This is a genomic window from Exiguobacterium sp. RM11, from assembly GCF_059821525.1.
In genome coordinates, this window is record NZ_CM187558.1 from 235650 (window position 1) to 260358 (window position 24709).

Consider the following 24709-nt stretch of genomic DNA (forward strand, 5'->3'; position numbering starts at 1 on the left):
GTTTTTTCATGAAAGAATGCTAGAAACAAACGTGATGATGCCAAAATCTTCACGTTTGTAGGAATGTCCTGGATAGATTCGATATAGCGTGACGGCATCATAGCTAGGGTCGATCACATCTCTTAGTTCGTTCGATAAAATCAGATACTGTTTTTCAGTCAGAACCCCTTCAAAAACAGAACGTTGCGTAGCGGATAAGTATCGTATACATACTCTTCTGACCGCTTTTAAGCGTGTGTTTTTCACATCATACGTTAGCAGAACAATCATATTTTCCAAGCACCAGTATATGGAGTGTAATCATGTTGATGAGTAAATGCCTTTTTGAGTTTTTGTAATTCTAAGATCAGATGGCGCTGTAAAATAACAGAACCTGTTGAAGTGAGTGGATATTTTGACTTCCATTGAATATTCCAAGCAGATAGATATCTTGCTTTTCCGCTCGAGGATAAATAGCATCGTGTGTCATCTTTTACAAAATCGGCAGATGTGAAAACATTACCGAACACGAGCAAAAAATTGAACCAATCAACCGTGAAAGGTTTAAACAATTCGGCTACATCTAGGTGTAACGAATACGAGCGATGTTGACTACTGTGAAGTACACTAATTCTTGGGTCTAAAGTCGATTTATGAATCTCTTGTAGTGTTTTTTGATAAAGTAATGTATTTCCCCAACTAGTCAGTGCATTTATCTCATCTAATGGTGGGCGCTTAGAGCGTTTAGAGAAAGGAAATGGTGAATGTGCATAGAGCGTTCTCCAGTACTGATAATATAGTTTGCGACAGTTTGCTTCGACAATCAATAACGAATCGACTGTTTCTGCGCTATCAATCTCGACTTTGTGACGTTCTAACTCTAGCAGGTGGATGGGAAAGAGATGTTGGTGTACCGAACTAAATTTTAAAAAATGAATCATTTCTTGAAGACTACCGTGTACGAAATGTTTTGCTAGTTTCAATCGCATATCGGGATTTAAATAAACTGCTGCCTGAGCAAGAAGTGTCTCGTTGGAGCGTGATGGATGGTTGGGAGAGAATGTGCCAATGGATTCATGATATTGATTGTACCAGAACAATAAAATATTGTGTTCAGCGCATAATCGAACTGCCGGGAGGGTCACATGAACATTCGCTAAAAGGTGAATGGACTCTATGACGATAACTGGAAACAGTTGAGAGGATTCTTTTGTCTCGTATAATAAAGTTTCTTCTTGGACACGAAGTGTACCATAGTTTGTCAAGTAAAGTTCTTTCACGTCAATCCTCCTTGTCGGCGATAGCCTCGATCTAATAAATCAGAAGTGGGAGAAAAAGCCAGACGAAATGGATGATTTGGATGCTTTTTCACGGCTTGAAGATACTCGGAGAGAAGCGGATAGCTCGATTTCGGTACATATTCATATATATCTAACATTAGCTGAGCCAACCATTCTCCTTGAAGCTGTAGGGAGTCGATAGCCTGCGAACGTTGTTGCAATCGCTTTAGCATAGAAAAAATCTCATTTTCCATTGAAATAAGTTGCTCGGGAAGTGTCTCGAGATAACGAGTCAAATGGTCAGCATATGCTTCTAGTAAAATGGCACGCATGGTCGGTTCTGTCGGGTGAGTCGGATCGAGTTCGTCACGATACAATGTCAGTTCACGTTTTACGGAATGTAATCGTTCGATTACAGTGTCTCTCTGAAGTGCTTGCTCAATAATCCATTGTCTGACGAAAGGGGGAAAACCTTGCGCCATGTACTCGTTGATTTGATGATAGCTCTTCATCAGACGAGAATACTGCCAATTCAACTGAACTCGTTTTCCAATACGATTCCCTACGCCAATGCCCCAAATGCTTCCCACTAAGCCGACGCCGGGAGCGAATGGGAGGGTGAGGGCGGTAGCGATTCCACTAGACACTGTGAAACCAATCCAACCTCCTGTGGTTCGCGTTCCGACTTTTACAAACTCTCCTGCCGAACCTCCTGTTTTTTCTGATGTACTTAATTCATGATTTCGTTGAATTTGAATGATTCGATACGTGGCGGCAGCGATCGATAAGATAGGTAAAGAAACGAGTGCGCCATCTTGAAATGCTTCAGAAATGACGTCACTCGTTGGCAATTGACCTAAAGAAGATAGTGCCTCATTGCGCAACATTTCATTCGAATACTCTCCATTCCAAACAACAATCCCTTCTTGTGCCAAAGAATTCAGTTGTCCCGAGTGCTGCAACTGTTCGTAAAGCTCTTCATTTACCATGAAATGTTGAACATGTTCACGTTTGTCCTCGATAACATCAAGGAATCGGGATTCACTCGCATATGTTTTGACCTGAATTGGAATGATTTGTCCAGATTCTTCAGTAATATAAAGGTCGGCATGAGGGTGGTTGACGTCAGTAGGACGATACGGTGTATATCCCATTTGCTCTAAATGATGAAATGCGGCGGTCTCGGCTTGATAGCCGGAATACCCATTCACATAGCCCATCAATACATCTTCGCGATTGCTCATCGCTTCTAACTTGTCATGCCACTCTACTGAAGATAAACTTTCGAATTCTTTTGGATAACGCTGCTCGAAAATGTGTAGAGCTTCAACCGGATCAGGTTGAAGCGTGAGTTGATAAAGTGTATTTGCGACTCCACCACCTAGTATCCCTGCGCCTAGTAAAGAAGGGGTAGGTGTCGGTTGATGTAATAATGCGAATGTAGCTCCTTGGGAAGTGACAGGAACTCGTTTTAGCCGTTTTGCTTCTTTTCGCATACGTGCTAGTTGAATCATCTTGCGCCACTTCATGTCACTCTCCTCCTTTATAGGACATCCATTGTTGCTTTTGTGCAGGTGAAAGCAAATGATACAGTCGATCACTTTCTTGATGAATGATTTGGTGACCATCCGATCGACCGAGCGCATCGTAGATTGCGAGTAATTGCAAAGTGAGGTGTGCCTCTTGGCGAATTGAATTTGCCTGACGAATCATGAGTTGGAGTTGTGCGATTGCTTGATTTTCATTCCCGTTCTTCAACATTGCTTCGATTTCTTCGAGTGGATTTTGTGAAGAAGTGCGCCGATGTTTGATTTTGACATTTGGCTTTTGTGGAGGAGATGTGTCTTGACTAATCAATACACCAACGGTTACCGCAACTCCAATGAACACGAGTAACAGGATGAGTAAAATCATTTTTTCACCTTCTTTGTATGGTGGGATACGATTCTTGTTTTATAAGGTTTAGGTGTAGAAGGAGATTCCGGTTCAGATAAAAAGTAGAAGACCACCACACCGAGCAGGATAAGGGTGATCATCACATGTCACCCTTATACTCGAATCGTTGTTGAATTTTTCGTCTGTTCGATAATTCGTGAAGTAACGCCTGATCAATTTCATGTTCATGGTAGAGCGTCTCTACTTCAACTTCATCAAGTGCTGTTCCGTCAGGCGTTAAGGTCATTAATGTGGTTCGTTGACGAACTTTTCCCATGAAGCGATCAACAATGACGACCGCTTGTTGCATTCGCGAGCGAGCATCATATCCAAGATAGCGACCGACGAAATCTGCTGCAGTCGTGTTCAACCAATCTCGGACAGTATCCCAATAGCGAATCAATAAGGCAGAAGCAACGGTACCGACTAATATCCAACCTAGTAAAAACAGTAGACTCATGATGATTCTCCTTTCTGGATAGAGAGTGATTGAGATGTTGTGGCGCGACGAGCTTGAATCGTGTCGTAGGCCGTTTGTACATGATCTTTAGTGAGTGCGGTATCGTGTGAGTTTGCAAGCTGAAGTGCGGCGTGAAGGAACATATCTTGAATGTCTGCACCACTAATGTCGCTATATAATGCGAGTTCGTCTAGAGTAATGGCGGAAGGGAGTGTATCTGGAAGCATACGATTCCAAATATCGCGGCGTAATTCAAAAGTCGGTAAGCTAAAAGGAACATGAGCGAAAATACGTCGTTCAAAAGCGGAATCATAATTTTCGTATCGATTCGTTGTGAAGATGACGACCCCTTCATGACGTTCTAATTCGAGCAAGAGGACACTGCGTGATAAATTGACCCCGTGATCGGAGGCTTGAGTTAAAGATGATAGACGTTTTCCAAGCATCGAGTCCGCTTCGTCGAAGACAAGAACTGCATTGTTTTTACGAGCTTGTTCGAACAGTGCCGTAATATTTTTCGGAGTGTCTCCAACATATTTGGATTCAAGCTCGGCATAGTTCACGAGACAAAGAGGACGATTTAAATGGGATGCAATAGCTTCGGCCATCATCGACTTTCCGGTTCCAGGTGCACCTGAAAAATTGAGTACCAATGGTCGAGGACGCTTCAGGGTTTCGTGAACACCCCAATTTCTCAATGTAGTGTTCCAATGAAGCTCATAAGATAAGGCGTTATCGATAGTGGCACGGACGAACGGATCTACGACCACGTCATCAAGTGAGACTCTGGGCTTCGTGAAAGTGATGGTTGAAGACGGTGTCTGTCTTTCATCTGTACTTGATTCGACCGATGTTGTTTCGGCGTGAAGTGTGATCATTGGAATGGGTGTTAACAAAGAAGTTTTGGTTCGTTGAATCACACGTTGAATTTGTCTCGCTAAATCATGCAAAATAGGTTCGTCCATAAGTTTTGCAATATCGTCTTGCATATAGAATGGGGCGTTTTCGACTTTTAAGGTAAGTTCTCCTGCCCGTAAATATGCAGGCTGACGAAGAATCGATAAATCGTGTTCAGGACTCATGCGTTTAAATGGGTTCATAGAAAAGACCTCCTCTTAAATGAATATAGCTTGAGTATAAGAAGAGGTATTTTTGTTGTGTAGGGAGAATAGTGGGGGGTTATTCGTATAACGCGCTCCAGCCGATTAAGGAATCAACGATTTCTTGACGCAACTTTTCATCATTCGGTACGGCACGAGAGCCTAGTGAACGCAATATACGCAAGATCTGTGGACGTTCTTCTATCAGGAAAGAAACAATCACGAGGTCTTCACTGAGAAATCGATGCAAATAAGGCTGCAGCGTGAATGCAATCCGTTCGAGGTCAAAAGAATCTTTTGGGAACAAGGTGAGTACTACTTCTTGACGTTCGATGGAGGGATTAACTGTCTCATGAGAGTGACTGACTACAGAGCAGTGATTGATGTGGCCAATAAAGATCTGTTGATGGTTGTCGCAGATATACAAACGGCCGCGTGTCGGATAAATTGAAAAATGGGTTGGCATTAGATGAATGATAGCTCCGGAGACGAGAGTCAGCGCAATAGTTGTTTGCTCCGTAATCGCATTTGCCACAGTATGGAGTAAGTGAAATTCTTCACGTGTGAACGTATTTTCGACGTAACTACTCCACCACTCATGCATCTCGAGAGTGATAGGAATCAATCCATGCTGGTTTAGGTAACTGGCACGACCACGATCAAGATGGTGCGGATTCATAACGTTCCCTCATTTCTAATAAGTGTTGATAAAACAGCGTACGTTCGGTTTGAGGTGCAACCCATTCGCATGAACTGCCAAAAGCACGTACCCAAGGGAAATACTGACGAGGTTCATCTGTCTCAATCCATACTTCTGTAACGTCTGAAGAGCAATGCATGTTTAGTAGATGTGGTTGAATGTCGTGCCGGACTCGATTGAGAATCCAAGGATTTTTCGTGTCTGTACTAAAAAAACGAAGGTGAATGAATGTTGTGTTTTGTGATGGGGATGGATATGTGAAGTCGTTCGATAAAATATCGATATGACGAATTCGGTCGATTCGGATTTTTCGAGCACCTGGGTGGTCTGTTACAGCGTATAAACGCTTCGTCAATGGTTCTTCTACTAAATCGAGGATATGACAGGTTAGTGCGACCTCTGCCTGTCGGTAGGTAAATATGGCACATTTCTTTTCTTGGAGTACAAGTTTTTGTAAAATGCTCCGTTTAGAAGCAGTGAGTAAAGGTAGCTCTTGAACCCCGTGAAGGGACACAAATGATATGGCTTGAGTAGAGAAATATTCACTCATAAATTGAGAAATTGGTGAATAGGTCGTGGTGGATGCATGTAGTGACGTTACATAGTAGACGATATGATTGGCAAGGCTTAATTGTTCGAACGGGTGAGGAATGGTTCGATATAATCCGTTATCCGTTTGGGACACGACTTGGAGTGAAATCAGTTGCTGGATGAGAGGTGTGGCTTCTTTTCGAGATAATCCTCGCTCATCAAGTTCGCTGTACGCGTTGAGCCACTCTTCAAGATGAACAGGGTGAGAGAGATCTTGAAGCGCATACCAAAGCGAAAGCATTCGCTCAGCTTCGTAAGGAATCCCACCTTTCCGTTTGATTGTCTTGTCATATCCGTTCAGCGTACCGAGAAAAGAGATTGGGGTTCGGATAATACGGTATTTGCGCTTGCGACCATCTTCAGAAACATCCTGTAAGTAATCTGTTAAAGAAACCCCATGAAGGGTTTGGTAGCGGGTTAGAAGTCGAGACCAAATTTTTTCAAACCGTTTAGGGGTAACCTGGAGTAAGTGAGCTAACTCCGATTGCGTATGTCGACCTGGATAGAGGGTCAGTAATCGCAACAATTGTTCTTCCATAGAATGGTTATGAAAACGGTGCATAAACCTCTTCCTTTCATGCTTCTTAGGAAATTTTACTTTGCTTATTTAGAACGAATAACGTCTGTACCTGCCACTACTTCCCCGCAGATAGGACAGTTATACTCTGCCTTAGTATCTTTTATACGCTCGGGGTCAGGTAGATACCTAGAGTCCTCAGGGTTCTCGATATGCTCGTCTACACTGTCTATAAGACCTAAGCGCAATCTAGTATTGGCATCCCAGTGCAAAGCAGAATCCGTGTGTCTACACTTAGGACACATAATGTAATCATTCATATACATCATCCTCAATAATATCTTCATCTGGTACAGGAGGCATTTTACCTCCTAGACTCTGAACTAAACGCTCATAGTCTTCATGCATGACATCCTGGTGCATGTCGATATCAGTATGAGTGCCTAACGATAATCCCTCTCTAGATTTATGTGTCTGGAAAGGAACCGTACGCTTAGTTAGAGTAATGACCTTCCCTTTCTTCGTCATGTCATACACCTCACTTTATAAAGTCGTTTTCAGGACGGACATCATCAAATAAAGCAGGATACTTCTTATACATTTTACTATCCAACTCTAGAGCTTCTTCTGGGGATAGAGCAAGATTACCTGCAAGCCTGTCTGCATCTTCTATTGCGTTTGTTAGTGAGTCGTTACTCTCGTATACGGGTGCGAGTTGAGATGCCGTTGATGCTACCGATGTTTTTAGCTTTGAATTCATAGATTTTAGCCATCCATAGTCTCCTAACTGGATTTAATAGGTTGGGCGTTCACAAAAAAGAAGAACGGAAGGTCAAACTATCTCCACCTCCTCCCTATTAATAACTACGTTTCCTAGACGAGAATAGTAAAGAGTGTATATCTCGATAGCCCCATCAAACTGTTTCTGGCTGTAACACTTTAGGGTGTCAATAGACCGAGGACTCTCACGCTTAGATACGATAATCACATAGTCATCTAGGATGTTGTGTACATTTATATACACGGGTTGGAACGTATCATGCTCAACCCATTGCCAGTTTTCGTTACGTAGGGTACCTTGATTCTCCTAGTGACCACTATAGTTATACTCACGAGTTTCACGTCGATATTCAAGCATCAACTTACCGACTGCTAAGAATATTTTATCTAATATATTCATCTGAAACACCTCTTCATCATGACGCCGATGAGAAATTTCTCATTGGGCGTCATTATTTTAATAGAAGTAAAATGGACCATCTTTTGGTGGCGCGTGTTGTCAAGGGAATGTTCATTTTGGTGAGCTATGATGATCTCTACGAGGTTCTGAGTAATGAGAGATTTTGATGTTCGAGCAATTCCATTAAGGAAAGATCAAAGCCGCTCGCCTAGCGCGTCGGCACCGCGGGCACCCCACTGGTTTCAATTCCATTAAGGAAAGATCAAAGACGTACGCGGTCCTAAGAAACCTAGCTTCAACTTATCAGTTTCAATTCCATTAAGGAAAGATCAAAGATGAGCAGAAGTTACAAGAAAACGCCGATTCATAAGTTTCAATTCCATTAAGGAAAGATTAAAGGCACAGGTTGGTATCTTCTTCAATGGGGAATGGTTCTGTTTCAATTCCATTAAGGAAAGATCAAAGGTCAGGCAGGAACGCCTCTCCATGTTCGTTCCAATGGAGAGAGTTTCAATTCCATTAAGGAAAGATCAAAGGAGGTATTGGATCTGAAGCACGAGGTGGTAGGCAAGGAGTTTCAATTCCATTAAGGAAAGATCAAAGTAGCCAAGGAAGGACGTGCCACAGCATGAGACGATTATTCAAGTTTCAATTCCATTAAGGAAAGATCAAAGAGTACTGCAACAAGCCAGGGAGCAGAAACCGCTCCGTGGTGTTTCAATTCCATTAAGGAAAGATCAAAGATGTACGAACGCTACAAGGCGAACAAGCAATTCATTCCGTCGTTTCAATTCCATTAAGGAAAGATCAAAGGCGTTCGCACGATGAACGCCGACAAGGACGCGAAACGCGTGTTTCAATTCCATTAAGGAAAGATCAAAGTCTTCGATACGTGTCACGAGCTTGAGGCATTCGTAGGCGGCGTTTCAATTCCATTAAGGAAAGATCAAAGTGTTTGTCGAGCTCGTGGAAATTGCACGAGAAGAGAAAGAGTTTCAATTCCATTAAGGAAAGATCAAAGCTAATTAAGAACAAGGCTTGTTGCAGTTTGAGTACTGCAGTTTCAATTCCATTAAGGAAAGATCAAAGTTGGTAATCTTTAACCCGCTCGTCGTCGCACCGTTCAAGCGTTTCAATTCCATTAAGGAAAGATCAAAGTCCCTCGTGTAGCGGGGAAAATCCAGGAGGCTGAGGACCGTTTCAATTCCATTAAGGAAAGATCAAAGACCTCGAACTCTCTGACGCGGTGGGCGACACGCTCGAGTTTCAATTCCATTAAGGAAAGATCAAAGCCTTAGAGAAAGACAGTGAAGGGAACTATGTCATCCGTCAGTTTCAATTCCATTAAGGAAAGATCAAAGGGGCGGACTACGACGGCGACCAGAACGCGATCATCACGAACCCGCTGTTTCAATTCCATTAAGGAAAGATCAAAGTAAGACGGACGGCTTCGAAATCTTCGGGGCGTACTTTGCGAGTTTCAATTCCATTAAGGAAAGATCAAAGGCGTTTGCTCATCAAGTTTGCAATTGAGCAGGGCGGCGAGAAGTTTCAATTCCATTAAGGAAAGATCAAAGTTGATGCAGGAAACGAACCCCCTGCAAAACGCCGAGGAAGTCCGTTTCAATTCCATTAAGGAAAGATCAAAGTTGAACGAGATGATTGCCGTGAAGAACAAACTTGGGATGACGTTTCAATTCCATTAAGGAAAGATCAAAGGCTTGACTCTTTCTCGATTTCCAAGCGAGTTGCTTGGGTTTCAATTCCATTAAGGAAAGATCAAAGCAGCCCTAGTCGCCAAAACAGATAGTTTCGAAGTCTTCGGGTTTCAATTCCATTAAGGAAAGATCAAAGGTGGAGAGGCTGTGGCCGAGCTTGACAACATCGAGCTCGGTTTCAATTCCATTAAGGAAAGATCAAAGACGACATACTGGTCGGCACGGGCCGCCGCCAATTCCTCCAAGTTTCAATTCCATTAAGGAAAGATCAAAGACTAAAAGATGGGGCGTTCCGTCGCCGTTATGCCAAGCTCGTTTCAATTCCATTAAGGAAAGATCAAAGAGGCTTCCACGTCGTGATGTACTCAGGGGCACGCAAGCTGTTTCAATTCCATTAAGGAAAGATCAAAGTGTTGGATGTCGTAAGCAAGGAAATCACCGTATCACAAAAGGGTTTCAATTCCATTAAGGAAAGATCAAAGATGCCCTGAACAAAGGAGTCATTTGTTATGACAAACGTCAGCAGTTTCAATTCCATTAAGGAAAGATCAAAGTTGGTAGACACTTGTGTCGAGTGCCATGCAGACATCGAGGCCGTTTCAATTCCATTAAGGAAAGATCAAAGAAGAAAACTCGTCTGCAAGCCATCTGATTTCGAGCAACAGTTTCAATTCCATTAAGGAAAGATCAAAGGTGTAGCAGGTGTAGGTCGTATCGTCAATGGACGTATCACGTAGTTTCAATTCCATTAAGGAAAGATCAAAGGCACTCAAATGTGTGAAAAATCCCATAATTATAGGATGATTAAGCCCTTACATTTATTTAATCACACTCAAAATAGAAAGACAAATCCTTCTATACATATAAATAGAAAAACAGTATCATTAAAGGTAAACATTGCATGTTTAAATACATATATTCCCCTATCGCAATTCACTTCAAATAACGTTTGATCACTTATAGTTAGGATGGTGAATGATGAAATTATTTTCATTTGTAGGAACAGGAGATTATCAAGAAACTTCATATTCCTTTGATGGGACTCCTCCTTCGAAACCAACGCGCTACATACCTGTTGCACTGATTGAACTATTGGCTGCTCATGAACCAGTAAAAGAATTGATTTTAATGGTGACTCCACAAGCGAAAGCGACACATCTAAATAATCTTGAAACTGAGTTGAGTCGGCGCTTTCCGAATCTTCCCTTCCAAGTCATTGAGTATCACTATGCGGATTCTCAAATTGAATGGACATTGTTTGAAAAATGGATGTCGATTCTTGAAAAGGGAGATACGTTCGCAATCGATTTAACGCATGGTATGCGTAGCTTATCTATTCTTTCCGTTCCAATCTCTCAATTTTCAACGTTATTCGCTGAGGCGAATATGACTCATCTATTTTATGGAAATTTCCAACCACATGCATCGGTCAATCCGATTATTGATTTGCAGAATGTTCTTCTCGTAGAAGAGTGGACTTATGCAATCCGACAATTTATAGAGACCGGGCAAAGCAACGCCCTAAAACGGCTAACGGATCATGCACGTCAAACGTATGCGATGACGTCGGAAACAAGAGCGCTCTTCCCGTTTATGCAAATCGCTGACGTTCTCGACCAGTTTGTAACATATCTCAATTTGAACCGTTATCAATTAATCGTTCAACACATCCCGAAATTAAAAAAAGCTTTGAACGTTGAAGTTCCAAAAGATGCACGTTTGTTACCTTATCGTTTATTAGTAGAGCAATTGCGTGAGGATTTGGCTCAATTCATAAACGCCCAAAACGATGTAGATATACATATTGCCCTCTATGACTGGTATATGAAACACAATCGAATTTTACAAGCGATTACCGTTTGGCGAGAATCTGTCGTAACAGTAGCGGCTCGCTCGCTCGGTATAGACCCGTATGTTCAAGAAGTACGCAAAAAATTAGATCGGACGCTGACGGCATACACGAAGGGATATGGGCTCGGTGAGGGGGCAGGTCGAGACGAAAACCTGTTTTTTGCATCGCTCCATCAACTCTCATCTTCGTGCCGTGATAATTTAGCGCACATTCAAGAAAAGCGAAATGATATGAACCATATGGGATTACGTGAGAGCTCAAGTGGTGCGAATAAATTGCTTAGTCTCCAACAACAATCGAATATTCGTGAGCTACACATTGAAGTGTTGCGACACATCGCCAGAATGGAGGTAGAACATGCGCCTCATACTTGAAATCGAACCGGAACAAGTAGGATATCTTCCTGGGCATTATCGTGACTGGTTACGTGCTGTCGTGTATCGAACATTACAAGATCGAACAGTACATGATGCACCCTGTCCATATTTTACCTTTTCGATGTTGCGAGGAAATATACGGTTTGACACGAAACGAAAAGAGTTCTATGTCTCAGGACCCTGTCGATGGGAAGTTCGATTCATCCGTATTGAAGATTTGCGAGCATTTAAGGAAACTCTTCGGAAAGAAAGGTCAATTCAGCTAGGAAAATCTAAATTTTGGATCAACTCGCTCGAGACACCCGACGTTCCGAAATTTAATCCAATCATGCACCTCCATTTGGACAGTCCGATTACAACATTCCAAACGAGCGAAGGCAAGCGTCGTTATTTTCATCCTGCAGAGGGAGAATTTTATCATCAGTTAGAAAGGAATGCGCGTTTTAAATACAATTTTCACTATGGAAAGGAATATAACGGTCCATTTGAGTTGATTCCGACTTCTGACGAGTTTAATAAAAATGTATCGAAAATTCGAAAAACATACGTTACATCGTATTATGGACGATTTGATTTAAAAGCGGATGAAGATATGCAACGCATCTTGTACTTAGTTGGATTAGGAAGTCATAATGCGAGTGGTCATGGCATGACTCGCGTTATTCACTATTAAAGGAGGAGACGTATGAAGAGTGCCTTACAGCAACGTACCGCTTTGCAACAAGTGACATTATCTCTTCAAGGGGTCACACCTATCGCGATTCATGGTGCAATGTCTGATGAGAGAAAAAAGATGGTTCCAGAATTAAGAATCCCATCGCTAAAAGGGATGATTCGGTATTGGTACCGAGCAAGCCAGGACGGACCGATTGACGTGATTCGTGAGCAGGAAGTCAAACTGTTCGGCGGTGCGCTCGGCAGTCAAAAGCAGAAGTCGATGTTACGGTTGTCAATGTCTGAACCAGAAACGTGTAAAAAAGTAGAGTTTCGACCAAGTCATTCGAAAGGCTTTACAATTTCGGCTCTCCAAGTGAACGGATGGGACATTCATCTTTCCGCAAAAAAAACGGAAAGAGGGTTTGAAGAGGCGGTCGCGACAGTCAAGTTCGCTTTCGCGGTCGGAGGCGTCGGACAGCGTGCACGGCGCGGCGCGGGTTCGCTTCAAACTGAAGTGTATAAAGATTCCGATGCATATTTGACTGACGTAAGAACGCAACTTGACATACTCGGTACTCCATACTCACGTGAAGGGGGGCTGTTACGGGCAACGACCTTAGTTAAAACGGACCGCCCACAGTGGCGCCAAACGATACTTATTGAGAAAACGTATGATACTGCAGAAGAAGCGTTAAAGAAATTGCGTCTTGCTGCGCATAATGCTTCAGAAGGTGCGTTACATGGTGCTCTTGGGAAAGTAAAAGGTGGACGATATGCTTCACCGCTACATGCGACGGTCAAACATTTCAAGGACGGTTATCGTGTCATCGTGACAGAAGTGTCACAAACGACGCGCTCACCACATCCCCAGTTTGAAAAGGCGAAAAACCGATTCATGGAGACATTGATGTCATAACGATGGAGGAATGTATGAAATATTATCTCGTGTATTCGATTGGTCCGGTACAATCTTTTATCGCATCGGCCCGAAAAACAGAAGACTTATGGAGTGGCAGTCATCTCTTGGCTGAATTGAGTAAACAGGCAATGCGTGTATATGCTCCTTTTGTCACGACCTGGGTCCAACCAGGAAGCCGACCAAAAGAATTGTCAGATGTCGCTGATGTGCCGAACCGATTCAGTGTGATTTTAGAGGCGGATGCAAAAAAAATCATCGAACTGTCGAAAGAGGCCGAAAAGGCGATTATCAGCTATTTACAGAAAATTGGGGAAACATCACTAGAAATGCTGTTTCAATCAGTTCCTCTCGATACATTTGAACAGATGCGAAAAGAAATGGAGCGTTTACCTGAGATATATTGGGCATTTCGTCCACTTCCGTCAGAAGAATCATTTAAAGATGTAAGGAGAGAAGTAGAAAAGAATCTGGCCTCAGTAAAGGCAAACCGATCGCTCCACATCCTGAAACAATCAGGACTGACGTGTAAACTCTGTTCTGAAAGATCAGCACTGAGTGCTGAGCATCCAACTGTAGAAATGACATATGCGGAGCTGATGGCTCAACAAAACCGATTATGGAGTCAGCTTCGTGAAGAGAAGAATCACATCGTGCGAGCAGGGGAACATTTATGTGGGGTTTGTCTGACGAAACGAATGCGTCGTACATTACTTCGAACAGAGTTCGGAACTCAATTTGATTCCTTCCCTTCTACTCGTGAATTTACACCAAACCACACTGAGCATGGCTATTATGCTGTGCTCATGATGGATGGGGATAACATGGGACAGTGGATTCAAGAAGGAAAGTTGACAGGAAAAGTGGATATTGAAAGTCAGCAGGAGTTATCGCAACGATTAGGTCGATTCGCTGAGCAGACGGTTCGTGAATTGATGGCGGAGAAGCAACTGAGAATTGTATATGCCGGTGGGGATGATGTGATGGCGTTTGGTGAAATCACGGACGTATTACGTTATGCGACAGAGTTACGCCGAGCATTCGGGACTAATGAGGACGGCCTTGCTCATGGAGCGACCGCATCAGCCGGGATTGTCATCGCGCACGCGAAAGCCCCGCTTCAGTCAGTTCTTCAACAAGTACGCGTGATGGAGAAGACTGCGAAAGCTTACGAGGATCGCCATCAAACAAAAGATGCGATTGGACTCTCACTCATGAGTCATAGTGGTCAAATCCGACAAACTGTGCTCCCTTTCAAATTAGAACAGGACTGGACGACGGAGTGGGTATTGGAACTTTCAAAACTGCTTAAAACTGGAATCAGTTTCACCTTCCTTCAACACTTCGCCGAAAGCATGAAGCCACTCGTACATGAACTAAAAGGTGAAAAACCGTTTATCGACCATCCGATGGTCGAAAGCGAATTAACGCGACTCGTTAAACGGGCATCTTACAAGCTTGAACCTGAAAATCAAAGACAGCTGGTACAAAAACTGACATACATGTATACGACATTGCCAGGACAATTTTTAGAGTTTCGTCAATTAGTTGAAATGGCACGTTTTCTCGGAGAACATGTTGAGAAAGGAGTATCGGATGCAACTACTACATACAATGGATAGTTTCTATTTTCGGGGGCATGGATCATTTGGAATAGGGGACCAGATTGGTGCACCGTCTTTATTTCCTCCACGTCCTGGGACCGTTTACGGAGCATATCGAACCGCATGGATCGAACGAAATGGGACTATTGAAGATTTTTTAAATGGGGATTACACTGAATCGATTGGAACACCCGAACAGTCTGGTGCACTTCAACTGCGTGGACTCTTTCTTAAAAAAGGCGAGGATATTTTTCTTCCGTTGCCATATGACCATCAAGTTGTCGATGGAAAGGCTTATCCGCTCGAGTTACGAAAAGGATTAGGTTATGAGAGTGATGGGACAGTTTATCGACTGTATGGTCCCATTGATCAAAAATCGGAGTCTGCTGATGGAAAATGGATTCGACTGAGAGACGTAGAGGAACTTCTGACGCATCATCGTCCTGTCGAAGTGTTTCCGCGAAGTTATTTTGTTCATGAAGAACCAAAAGTGGGTGTGGCGCTAGATCGAGTGAGCGGTCGTGTCGAAGAGTCGATGCTCTATCAAATCAATCGTTTACGGTTAAAACGAGACGTTTCTCTTCTAGTTGACTCGACATTAAACGAGACGTTGCCGACGGTGAAGCTCGGTCAAGGAAGTACGAGATGGTTGGTCGCTGAAGACGATACGCACACGATTCCAATCCGTATCGGGTCTACTGAATCAGACACGCTTCGCGTAACGTGGCTCACGCCTGCGGTGATTACGGAACCTCTCGTGATGGAAGGAAGATTTCGTTATTTCGATGCACCGTGGATTCAGACTGCGATGGCGAGAACTGGCCTAGATGGAGGATGGGATATGGTGAAACAACGACCGAAAATTCGAAAAACGTTGATTCCGGCAGGCACATCATTATTGGTTGATGCGAGAGGACAATCGTTAACGGATTTACCATCACAATTGACAGACGAAGGCAAGGAACAAGGCTATGGTCGAGTCATGTACTCATCAGGCCCATCTTTAAAGGAGGAAATGAAATGAAGTCAATCACACAACTCTGGTTTATGCGTGCTCTCAGTCCACTTCATGTCGGTAGCGGAAGCGAGATTGGTATTGTTGATTTGCCGATTCAGCGAGAAAAGCATACTCAGTTCCCAAAAATCGATAGTTCTTCTTTTAAAGGGGCACTGCGCTCGCATTATTATGGAAAATGGGAAGAACAGAACAAGCTGTATAACGTATTTGGTTCAGACGCGGGTGCAAAAGACGGAGCTCAAGCGGGCGCAATTTCTACAAGTGACTGCCGTACACTCCTCTTCCCAGTCAAGTCGATGAAAGGGGTATTTGGTTATGTGACGTGCCCATACGTCTTAGACCGATTTAACCGCGAAATGGCCGCGTATGGATTGGCGCTGCGATTGCCGGTTCCTGATCTGTCAGAAGGGGACGTGGCTGTATCCTCTGATAAGTTGTTGATTACAAGAAAAGTGGTCTTAGAAGAGTTTGTGTATGCTGCTAAACAGAGTAGCGACGTGACGGAACTCGCATCGCGTATTGCGAAATATTTTGATGCAGACCCTTCTATTACGGATCGGATCATCGTTGTATCGGATGATGAATTCAAGCAGTTTGTCGAACTGTCGACGGAAGTGAATGCCCGTATTCGAATCGATGAAGAAACTGGTACGGTTACCGATGGAGCACTCTTCTATGAAGAAAATGTACCCGTCGAAACACTCATGTACACGCTCTTCCATATCGGAGAGACAAAATCAATCCAAGACGGAAAACGGGAACATTTAGGATATCCGGCCGAACGGGTGAAACAAGAGTTGAACCAATCTTTCCCGAACGTTTTGCAAGTCGGTGGAAATGCGACGCTTGGCCGAGGCATGATGCAAATTGTATCAGCTGAGGAGGTGCTCGTATGATAGAAAGCGGTCGTGCAAAACATGCCTATGATTGCACCCAAATGAAAGAAGGTTCCACCGAATATCGATCCTATGTGAAAAAAATGCCTATGATGATTAAAGTGAACGGCTTAGCCCAAACCATCGTGTTTTATGAAAGCAAGAGTCATGATCACCGTGATGTGGTGAAGCATGTAGAATCGTGGCTGCGGAAGGAAGAAGTACGTAAACGTCTATCCTTGCCCGATAAAGTGAGTCTTATGGAGGCTGTATGCAAAATGGAGACGGAGCAGTATCGTCTCGTAACATATGAAATTATGGAGCTCTTAGGGTGGATGCGTCGATTTGTAGATGCGCATGCGAAGACGAAGGAAGATCAGACATGACGAAGTATAGTAATGCTCCTTTTTTAAATCTAGCGGATGGTTTGACGAAAGATCATTTGGCGTACTCGATGAATTATAATCTTTCATTCGAAGATGAAAGAAACGGAGGATTGAAGGCTAAATTTGGAACACAGCATATTCATACGAGTCCGAGTCAATCGAAGCTGATTGCCTCTACATATGAACGTGATGTTTGGTTACTAGATCAAACGGAACGATTGTATGAACGTTTATGGGTGAGTGGAGAAGGGACCTTTATGTCGGGATTGGGCGCCCCACATGTAAGTGAAGCAGGAGTGTTGATTCATACAGTTTACGGTGTCCCTTATTTGAACGCATCATCCATAAAAGGGATGGTGCGAGATTGGGCTGTCGCGGCTGAAGTAGAGAACGATTTAATCAATCGTTTATTTGGTACAACAGAAGATGCCGGTTTAATTCAGTTCTGGGATGTGGTTTTCTGTGACGTGACGCTTGAACCGGATATTATGACCCCTCATTATGGGAAATATTATAACGGGAGCTTAGCAACAGATACAGATTCGCCAATTCCGATTTCATTTTTCCGTGCACGAGTTAATCGTCCCGCTCCATTGATCTTGACGACATCTTCACGTGCTTCAAAAGACGATTTGGAATTGGCCGCTGAATGCGTAATCCAAGCATTTAGCGAATTTGGTTACGGAGCCAAAACTACAAGTGGGTATGGTCGATTCACTGTCACGAAAGAAGCAGACGATGTGAAAAGTAAGCGATGGGAAGCGATTCAGGAAGAGGCATTAGAAGCTGAACAACGTGCAAGCGAAGAGAAAAAGCGAATCGAAGGGGAAATGGCACTCATGCAACGCGTTGCTCATTTGTCGCAAAATGAGCAACAACTCGTCCTCGAATTGTATCAAGAATTACAAACCGCAATGACTGAAAATAAGCAGGAACTTGTTGATGCTTTAAAAGCGAAGGAAAAACTGGAGGTTGCCACTCGTTTCCCGAAAGAGGTTGGGACGGTTTATCGCCAATTTGCAAAGCAATTCGGCTTTTGGGAGAAACCGAGTAAGAAACTGATTGAGCGTCTGAAACCTCTGAAGGAAGCTCTAAAAGGAATCAACGAATGAGTAAGGCAGTATATGCGATTGTGACGACAGGTATTTCCATATCGAACAAACCTCGGGTAATGGATGTCACACGTGAGGATCTGAAACGATTATCAGCTGAAACAAACTTGATCTCAGGATGGATTCATGAAGGTCATTTGTATGACACTTCTGAAATAACGCTTTTACATAGCGATACCGAACCAGGGAGAAAGAGTGTTGGTGAAATTCAATTCTATTTGAACAAAGTGTATCCGAACCTCATTTTAAAAACGGTTGAAGTCGAAAGCTTGGACATGGGAAGTTTACGACAAGGGCTTGAAGGAATGTACCGCTTCATACAACAGTTGACCAATTTGTTAACGAAATACCCAGCTGCTCACACAGTATTTGGTCCGATTGGTGGTTATAAGAGTATGACTGCCTTATCATACTCTTTGGCGGTTTCATATGGTTATCCGATTTGGTACTTGCATGAAACGATGGATCGTCCGATCACTTTGCCGACATTACCGATGGTGTTCGACCAGTCAGTTCTTGCAGTGAATGAAGTTCGCCAAGCAATTCAAGAGATGACATTTCGAATGGGGTATGATTGGAGCAATTGTATTCATGAAGACGAACTGTCAATGGATACTAAACTAGTGGTGAACCAACATCCACTACTATTTTATCGACTGGACGAGTTAGTGGCCATCTCACCTCTTGCGAGAACGCACTTGGAGAAGCGCCCAGAATTGTGGCATTTGCAAATTTATATCAGACAAAAAAAGTTGCTTAAACATCGTGTACCTTTACAAATACTTCGTGATGAATTTGAAAGCTTCTATCAAACGGAAAGAAATTCAAAATGGATAAAGCGATTTCAACATGAGCGGCAATTACAGAAAACAAAAAATAAATCCTGGCCATATTCCTTGTATCGTATGGACAATAAACAATATTCCTTCCGTGCATTGTATCAGTTGTCTGATGAAGGTGAATTGTATTTGTATCATGTATGGGAAAAGCATCAAGATTACGAACGAGAAATCAATAAATTCGATTTTTCGAAAGATGTGGCTTCTTTCGATACAAATGAGTATACACTCGCTTCGTTAGAAGACTGAATCAAAAACGTCTTTCCCTCATTCAGATGGGAAAGACGTTTTTTTGTCATGAAGGAAGTCGCTGCGGACGCGGGCAAGCTCGGTCGACCCAAAAAAGAGACCGACACTACACAGTAGTGCAACACCACTGACCATCGCCCCGACGACAGCGGTATCTCCGATCATCGTGAACGACATCGTCAAACTAAATAATCCAAATAATAGTAATCCTCCGGCAATCGTCTTCATCATGATCCACCCTTTCACATGTCTATGAAAGTAGTGTAGACGGTTTACCGATAAGAGGGTGACTTTATTTTTGACCAGGTAAATTATTTGATCAAGTTGTAAATCGAGTACGTCTTGCCGTTTTCAAGAGGGCGGTCAATCAATTGTTCGACGCACACACGCGCGACCGTCTCGGGAGAGCGGAGTCGTCCCTCTGTTTCGTATGAACGGAATTGTTCGATATCGGCGAACGCCTCTTCTGAAGAAGAACGAATCTCCGCCTGCATCGATGTATCCATCACGCCAGGATTGAAGAGTGCCGCACGATGCGGGGTACCTTCGAGCTCAAGTGCCAGCGTTTCCGTGAAACGGTCGAGTCCCGCTTTCGTGCCGCAATACGCACTCCAACCTGAAATCGGACGTTTGGCCGCGCCAGACGTCACATGAATCAAATCGGTCGGCTTGTTGAAAGCGAGGACCGCGTTCGCCAATAGCATCGGTGCGAGTAGGTTGGCATGGACATGAGCCGTCACTTTCTTCCCATCCAACTGTCCGACACGATGAATCGGTTCAATCCATGCGGCATTTTGAACGAGAAGAATCGAATCGGCATTCTCTAGAAACGGAGTAATGTCTTGAATGGCCGTTTCGATTCCTGAGACGTCTGAGAGGTCGATGGGTAGTTGTTCATATGTGACGTCTTCGGCCTGTGAACGTGAGAGACCGATCACGTCATAACCTCGAGCTTGGAGCTCTTGGGCAATGGCACGGCCGAGACCGCGTGACGCCCCGGTGACGAGTGCAAGTTTCATATATATTCCTCCTATTCGTGAATCGTTTTCCGAAAGCCGTAAAACGGACGGAATCGCAGTTTTTCGTAATATGTGTGCGAGGCTTGGCTCGCTAGCATCTCAAGACGCGTGTCAGGATAGAGCGCATGGACATGTTGAAGAAGTTGTTCACCAAGACCTCGTTTTCGATAGGCGGAAGCGACTAACAATTCACAAACATACAAGCTGACTGTCGTATCGGTCAGTCCCCGTAAGTAGGCGACAATCTCTCCATTATCAGACTCCATGACATACGTGACGTTCGATTGACGCCACGCTTCACGGGTCAGCTCTCCCTGTTCGACGAGTTGAGTCCAACCTTCCTCACGATTGAGCTGCTGGATGTGTTCAAAATCAGATGCGACATATGCACGGATCTTCATTCGATTCGCTCTCCAATCTGTGCTTCGATTTGCTTCATCACATCAAACGCCCCGTCTGATTGATTCGAACAAACGACCGAAATGACCTCAGTTTCTGGGTAGTATCCGGAATGAAAGCTGACGCCCGGGTCATATCCCATCACATGGTACTTATAAATGTCTCCTGACGAATGATGCTGAATCCAAATCCCATATCCATAACTACCACCTCGGTCATTGACCGTCACATGTGGTGTGAGAAGTAGGGATGTGGATGCGGCGTCAAGAAGTTGATGTGAAAACAACGCCTCCCAAAAACGAGTCATATCTTGAACGGTCACATAAGCTCCACCATCTGCCCCGCCTTTGACCGGAATCGCATATTGATTCGTACGCCATGAGCCGTCCGAATGATCGATATAGCCGAGCGCCGTCTTGGCGGGTAAGGCATCGAGTGAGAAATATCCGGAATCGCTCATGTTGGCAGTTTGAAAAATCGACTGTTCGATATAGTCGGTGAAGGGTTGCCCGGTCACTTCTTCGACAATCAACCCTAACAGGATATACCCGGCATTGTTGTAGGAGAATCGGGAACCTGGTTCATTCTTCATCGCTTTTTGTTGAAATAGCGGTAAAAAATCTCGTAGTTGTTGAAGACGATACATCGGAACATCACGCCACAACGCTTCGAAGTCGTCAGAGACGGACTCATCAAAATAGTCAGGGATGCCCGACGTATGCGTTAATAGCTGATGGATTGTAACTTCTGAGGATATGTAGGGCAGGTCGAATGTCTGAAACGAATCCAGTGAAGTTGAAAAAGAGAGTCGACCTCGTTCGACTAACTGACAAATGGCGATTGCTGTGAACAGTTTGCAACCGGAAGCGATTCCGAACCTCGTCGCGACTTCATTTTGAGTCTGTTCCGAGCGATTAGCATAGCCAAGGGATTGATGGATGGACGTTTCTGGGTTGGTAACGCAATAGACGCCAGAGAATGTTTCGTCCACTGTGAGATGCGTGATGTTTTGCAAAAGAACCTCCAATTGTTGAGTCATCAAGTACTTCGACTATATCACGTACATGCACAACATCCATAAATTTACTCAATATTCAAAAAAACATTTACCAAATAACAGGAATTGAGACAGGTGTCTGACCTCGAACGTGGTACGATATGGGCGAACAGAGAGGAAGTGTATTCAATGACGCTATTCTTTTTAGGGATACTCGTTGGATGTTTGATTGCTTTGTGGCTACATAAGCGTCAACGGCCACATCCACAAACGCTTTCGTTCATGCATTTCGGGAACCAAACGAAAGATGTCATCTATATTTTTGAAACGAAACCAACGTGGCGTTTTCGGTATATTAGTCCTTCTTTAGATTTGTATCTAGGGGAAGGGACCGTCATGCGTAGTTATTCGAATGCGCAGGAATGTTTCCGTAGAATCCATCCGGACGATCGACGATTGTTGCTAGACAAAGTGTTGGGGCGTGTCGACTATGAAGAAGCAATTCTTCAGCGGTGGCGGACGAATGAAGGGACTTATGTATGGTTCGAAGAGTATACGACCCCGATCTATGAGAACGGTGAGATTGTGGCGGTGCAAGGTGTGATTCGGAACATCGAGGCGGCCATGACCGAGCGTGAGCGTCTTCTGTATGAAAGTCGTCATGACAGTTTGACAGGTGTCTTCAATCGTCGGGCGTTTGAAGAGACGATCGGTCAAGCGGAAGGGATGAGAAACGTCGGAATCATCGTCATCGACGTGAATGACTTGAAAGTTGTGAACGATCAAAAAGGACACTCTGCCGGTGATGGTTTGTTGAAGCGTGTCGGTAACCTCCTTCAAAACATCGAGTCCTCTGTCTATCGGATTGGAGGAGACGAGTTCGTCTTGTTTCTTCAGATAATGTCAGAAGAAGCATGCGAGAAGATGGTTCATGAGATCGAAACGGCATGCCGAGAAGAGGAAATCTCAGTGGCCATCGGGTTGGCTTGGGCATCTCATCCAGAATCAATCGAAGTACTCTGGCAAGAAGCAGATGACGCAATGTATGAACAAAAGCAGCAACAAAAAAGAGATCTTCTTGACGTCTAGTTCAAGAAAATCTCTTTTTCGTTAACTACTCGCTTCCTCTACTTCAGGTGGTTCTTCACCTAAGTTATTGAGGTAACGTTCATATCGTGCGAGTCCATAGCGATAAGATGCCCAAATCAGAAGGGTCGTCACAGCAATGAGTCCAATCGTCAATGGAGCGAACCATCCGGAAACAATTCCATCCGCGTAGGCAAGTCCAATTGGTGAAAAGACGAGATAGACGAAAATCATCGAAGCGACAAGCAAGATTGAAGTCGATAACGCGTGACGCCATGGTTTGACTCGTCCGAGCTCGATTCGAATCGGATTCGCTTGGAGCATCGGTCGTACGCGAGCGAAGATGAGCATGATAGCCGTCTCGACGACGAAGAGGATTCCGTAAATGTGAATAAAGTTGATGCCGATTTCGACGTCGAACCATTGTTTCGTTCCCCACACGAGGAAATAGTAGGCGATGACGTGGAAAAAGACGACGGTCTTCGCGGCAATCGGCGGCACACGTTTGACGAGCATCCCGATTAAAACGATGACGAGAATCGGGATGTTGAAGAAACCGGTGAAGCGACGAATCAAATCCCACAAGCCATCTGGTGCATACATGAGATTCGGGGCGACAAAGAACGAGACGAGCGCCACGAACGTCCCGAACCATTTACTGACACGGATCAACTCTTGGTCAGAAGCATTCGGCTTGAACTTCGGTTTATAAATATCGAGGACGAAGAGCGTCGCGATACTATTCAAAAGCGAGTTGAACGAGCTGAACACGGCACCGAGCAAGACGGCGAGGAAAAAGCCCATGAGCCACATCGGGAGTAGCTCGGCAATCAAGCTCGGATACGCTAAATCGGCTTTCTCGACATTTGATCCATACAAATGGAAGGCGATGACACCAGGCAAGAGCATAAAAATGGGAACGAGTAGTTTTAAATAACCTGTAAACAGTACTCCTTTTTGTCCCTCTGCCAAGTTTTTTGCGCCGAGAGCGCGTTGAATCACGTATTGATTGAGTGCCCAGTAGAACAAGTTTGCAAAAATCATCCCCGTGAAAATAGACAGAAACGGAACCGAATCGTTGGATGAGCCGATGGCGTTCAATTTTTCGGGATTCGTCGTCGCAATCGTCTTCATCCCGTCCAACAGATTCCCGTCACCTAATGCGAGGAATCCAAGCGTCGGAACGAGGAAGCCGATGATGATGAGACCGATTCCGTTTAGCGTGTCGGAAACGGCGACCGCGCGAAGCCCACCGAAGATGGCGTAAATCGCCCCAATGATCCCGATGAACCAGACGACAATCCAAAGAGACTGTTCAAAACTGATGCCGAGAAGGGTAGGTACGTCGAATAGTTGGAGGACGGCTAATCCACCTGAGTACAGCATAGACGGAATCGTCACGCACATATAGCCGAGTAAAAACAGCAGGACGGTCAATCGACGAACGTCCTCGTCATAACGTTGGCTTAGAAATTCAGGGATGGTCGAGATCCCGATGCCAAGAAAACGTGGTAGTAAAAAGAGCGCCATGATAATGGCGGCTATCCCGGCCGTGACTTCCCAAGCCATTGCCGACATGTTTCCCGCGAACGATTGACCGTTCAAACCAATCAATTGTTCAGCAGATAAGTTGGTCAAGAGGAGCGAACCTGCGATGAAGACGCCCGTCAATCCGCGACCAGCCAAGAAATAATCATCGGCACTTTCGACTTTTCCTCGCGTCATGCGATATGAGACGTAAGCGACGAGTGCCATGAACAAAGCACCAGTCACGAGTATGTAGAGTACTTGCTGAATCGTCATAGAATCCCCTCACTTCTTACTTATGTTATATAATCTATTTGTAGGAAATACCCTAAAGTG

25 protein-coding genes and 1 CRISPR repeat array are annotated in these 24709 nt (G+C 44.2%); of the genes, 10 read left to right on the forward strand and 15 right to left on the reverse strand.

The features are described 5' to 3' along the window. Window positions 1-6: 6 nt before the first annotated feature. The 10 genes from cas2 to AC5LIL_RS01455 all read right to left on the reverse strand — a co-directional run bounded on the left by cas2 (window position 7) and on the right by AC5LIL_RS01455 (window position 7322). Window positions 7-270, reverse strand: a complete 264-nt coding sequence (cas2, locus tag AC5LIL_RS01410; RefSeq protein WP_499824615.1) for a CRISPR-associated endonuclease Cas2 — start codon at window positions 268-270, stop codon at window positions 7-9. Further along, entirely contained in the window at window positions 267-1259 is a 993-nt protein-coding gene (gene cas1 / locus AC5LIL_RS01415) for a CRISPR-associated endonuclease Cas1 (protein WP_499824616.1), read from the reverse strand. The genes cas2 and cas1 overlap by 4 nt, the downstream gene beginning before the upstream one ends. Further along, the gene (locus AC5LIL_RS01420; protein WP_499824618.1) at window positions 1256-2788 is read right to left on the reverse strand and encodes a hypothetical protein; all 1533 of its coding nucleotides are present in this window, start codon (window positions 2786-2788) and stop codon (window positions 1256-1258) included. Before AC5LIL_RS01420 ends, cas1 begins: the two co-directional genes overlap by 4 nt. Before the next feature lies 1 nt (window position 2789). Next, the gene (locus AC5LIL_RS01425; RefSeq protein WP_499824619.1) at window positions 2790-3173 is read right to left on the reverse strand and encodes a hypothetical protein; all 384 of its coding nucleotides are present in this window, start codon (window positions 3171-3173) and stop codon (window positions 2790-2792) included. A gap of 121 nt (window positions 3174-3294) precedes the next feature. Then, on the reverse strand, window positions 3295-3654 hold the full coding sequence (locus tag AC5LIL_RS01430) for a hypothetical protein (RefSeq protein ID WP_499824620.1): 360 nt from the start codon (window positions 3652-3654) through the stop codon (window positions 3295-3297). Further along, window positions 3651-4754 (reverse strand): ATP-binding protein, encoded by a 1104-nt coding sequence (locus tag AC5LIL_RS01435; protein ID WP_499824621.1) that lies wholly within the window; start codon window positions 4752-4754, stop codon window positions 3651-3653. The genes AC5LIL_RS01430 and AC5LIL_RS01435 overlap by 4 nt, the downstream gene beginning before the upstream one ends. A 79-nt stretch (window positions 4755-4833) precedes the next feature. Next, entirely contained in the window at window positions 4834-5433 is a 600-nt protein-coding gene (locus tag AC5LIL_RS01440) for a hypothetical protein (protein WP_499824622.1), read from the reverse strand. Beyond that, on the reverse strand, window positions 5414-6607 hold the full coding sequence (locus AC5LIL_RS01445; RefSeq protein WP_499824623.1) for a hypothetical protein: 1194 nt from the start codon (window positions 6605-6607) through the stop codon (window positions 5414-5416). The genes AC5LIL_RS01440 and AC5LIL_RS01445 overlap by 20 nt, the downstream gene beginning before the upstream one ends. Before the next feature lie 267 nt (window positions 6608-6874). Beyond that, the gene (locus AC5LIL_RS01450; RefSeq protein ID WP_499824624.1) at window positions 6875-7090 is read right to left on the reverse strand and encodes a hypothetical protein; all 216 of its coding nucleotides are present in this window, start codon (window positions 7088-7090) and stop codon (window positions 6875-6877) included. 10 nt (window positions 7091-7100) lie between these two features. Next, window positions 7101-7322, reverse strand: coding sequence for a hypothetical protein (locus AC5LIL_RS01455; RefSeq protein ID WP_499824625.1), 222 nt, complete (start codon window positions 7320-7322; stop codon window positions 7101-7103). Window positions 7323-7913: 591 nt separating this feature from the next. Continuing rightward, window positions 7914-10225: direct repeats of the CRISPR family, unit length 29 nt; unit sequence GTTTCAATTCCATTAAGGAAAGATCAAAG. A gap of 213 nt (window positions 10226-10438) precedes the next feature. On the opposite strand from AC5LIL_RS01455, the gene AC5LIL_RS01460 reads away from it, so the two are divergent. From AC5LIL_RS01460 to AC5LIL_RS01500, 9 genes are read left to right on the forward strand one after another with little or no spacing between them, the layout of a single operon-like run. Then, on the forward strand, window positions 10439-11686 hold the full coding sequence (locus AC5LIL_RS01460; RefSeq protein ID WP_499824626.1) for a TM1812 family CRISPR-associated protein: 1248 nt from the start codon (window positions 10439-10441) through the stop codon (window positions 11684-11686). Continuing rightward, window positions 11670-12362: a CRISPR-associated endoribonuclease Cas6 gene (cas6, locus tag AC5LIL_RS01465; protein ID WP_499824627.1), complete on the forward strand. Its 693-nt coding sequence runs from the start codon at window positions 11670-11672 to the stop codon at window positions 12360-12362. The genes AC5LIL_RS01460 and cas6 overlap by 17 nt, the downstream gene beginning before the upstream one ends. A gap of 12 nt (window positions 12363-12374) precedes the next feature. After that, on the forward strand, window positions 12375-13262 hold the full coding sequence (cmr1, locus tag AC5LIL_RS01470) for a type III-B CRISPR module RAMP protein Cmr1 (protein WP_499824628.1): 888 nt from the start codon (window positions 12375-12377) through the stop codon (window positions 13260-13262). Window positions 13263-13276: 14 nt separating this feature from the next. Then, on the forward strand, window positions 13277-14884 hold the full coding sequence (gene cas10 / locus AC5LIL_RS01475) for a type III-B CRISPR-associated protein Cas10/Cmr2 (RefSeq protein ID WP_499824629.1): 1608 nt from the start codon (window positions 13277-13279) through the stop codon (window positions 14882-14884). Next, window positions 14859-15890, forward strand: coding sequence for a type III-B CRISPR module-associated Cmr3 family protein (locus tag AC5LIL_RS01480; protein ID WP_499824630.1), 1032 nt, complete (start codon window positions 14859-14861; stop codon window positions 15888-15890). Before cas10 ends, AC5LIL_RS01480 begins: the two co-directional genes overlap by 26 nt. After that, entirely contained in the window at window positions 15887-16780 is an 894-nt protein-coding gene (cmr4, locus tag AC5LIL_RS01485) for a type III-B CRISPR module RAMP protein Cmr4 (protein ID WP_499824631.1), read from the forward strand. Before AC5LIL_RS01480 ends, cmr4 begins: the two co-directional genes overlap by 4 nt. Further along, window positions 16777-17145 carry a type III-B CRISPR module-associated protein Cmr5 gene (gene cmr5, locus AC5LIL_RS01490; protein WP_498388390.1) on the forward strand — a complete coding sequence of 123 codons (369 nt, stop codon included), beginning with the start codon at window positions 16777-16779 and terminating at the stop codon, window positions 17143-17145. The genes cmr4 and cmr5 overlap by 4 nt, the downstream gene beginning before the upstream one ends. Then, on the forward strand, window positions 17142-18257 hold the full coding sequence (gene cmr6 / locus AC5LIL_RS01495) for a type III-B CRISPR module RAMP protein Cmr6 (RefSeq protein WP_499824632.1): 1116 nt from the start codon (window positions 17142-17144) through the stop codon (window positions 18255-18257). Before cmr5 ends, cmr6 begins: the two co-directional genes overlap by 4 nt. Next, entirely contained in the window at window positions 18254-19345 is a 1092-nt protein-coding gene (locus tag AC5LIL_RS01500) for a putative CRISPR-associated protein (protein ID WP_499824633.1), read from the forward strand. The genes cmr6 and AC5LIL_RS01500 overlap by 4 nt, the downstream gene beginning before the upstream one ends. An 18-nt stretch (window positions 19346-19363) precedes the next feature. Here the strand turns inward: AC5LIL_RS01500 and AC5LIL_RS01505 are convergent, their stop codons facing one another. From AC5LIL_RS01505 to AC5LIL_RS01520, 4 genes are all read right to left on the reverse strand, one after another. Further along, complete coding sequence (locus tag AC5LIL_RS01505) at window positions 19364-19573, reverse strand: hypothetical protein (RefSeq protein ID WP_499824634.1); 210 nt, start codon at window positions 19571-19573, stop codon at window positions 19364-19366. Window positions 19574-19656: 83 nt separating this feature from the next. Next, a complete protein-coding gene (locus tag AC5LIL_RS01510) occupies window positions 19657-20364 on the reverse strand; it encodes an SDR family NAD(P)-dependent oxidoreductase (protein ID WP_499824635.1) in 708 nt (235 codons plus the stop codon). 11 nt (window positions 20365-20375) lie between these two features. After that, window positions 20376-20765, reverse strand: coding sequence for a GNAT family N-acetyltransferase (locus AC5LIL_RS01515; RefSeq protein WP_214785036.1), 390 nt, complete (start codon window positions 20763-20765; stop codon window positions 20376-20378). Then, window positions 20762-21802 carry a serine hydrolase domain-containing protein gene (locus AC5LIL_RS01520; RefSeq protein WP_499824636.1) on the reverse strand — a complete coding sequence of 347 codons (1041 nt, stop codon included), beginning with the start codon at window positions 21800-21802 and terminating at the stop codon, window positions 20762-20764. The genes AC5LIL_RS01515 and AC5LIL_RS01520 overlap by 4 nt, the downstream gene beginning before the upstream one ends. A gap of 147 nt (window positions 21803-21949) precedes the next feature. On the opposite strand from AC5LIL_RS01520, the gene AC5LIL_RS01525 reads away from it, so the two are divergent. Continuing rightward, window positions 21950-22849, forward strand: a complete 900-nt coding sequence (locus AC5LIL_RS01525) for a sensor domain-containing diguanylate cyclase (protein ID WP_499824637.1) — start codon at window positions 21950-21952, stop codon at window positions 22847-22849. Window positions 22850-22870: 21 nt separating this feature from the next. Here AC5LIL_RS01525 and AC5LIL_RS01530 read toward each other — a convergent pair whose 3' ends face one another. Beyond that, window positions 22871-24649, reverse strand: a complete 1779-nt coding sequence (locus tag AC5LIL_RS01530) for a solute:sodium symporter family transporter (RefSeq protein WP_499824638.1) — start codon at window positions 24647-24649, stop codon at window positions 22871-22873. Between the last annotated feature and the right edge of the window lie 60 nt (window positions 24650-24709).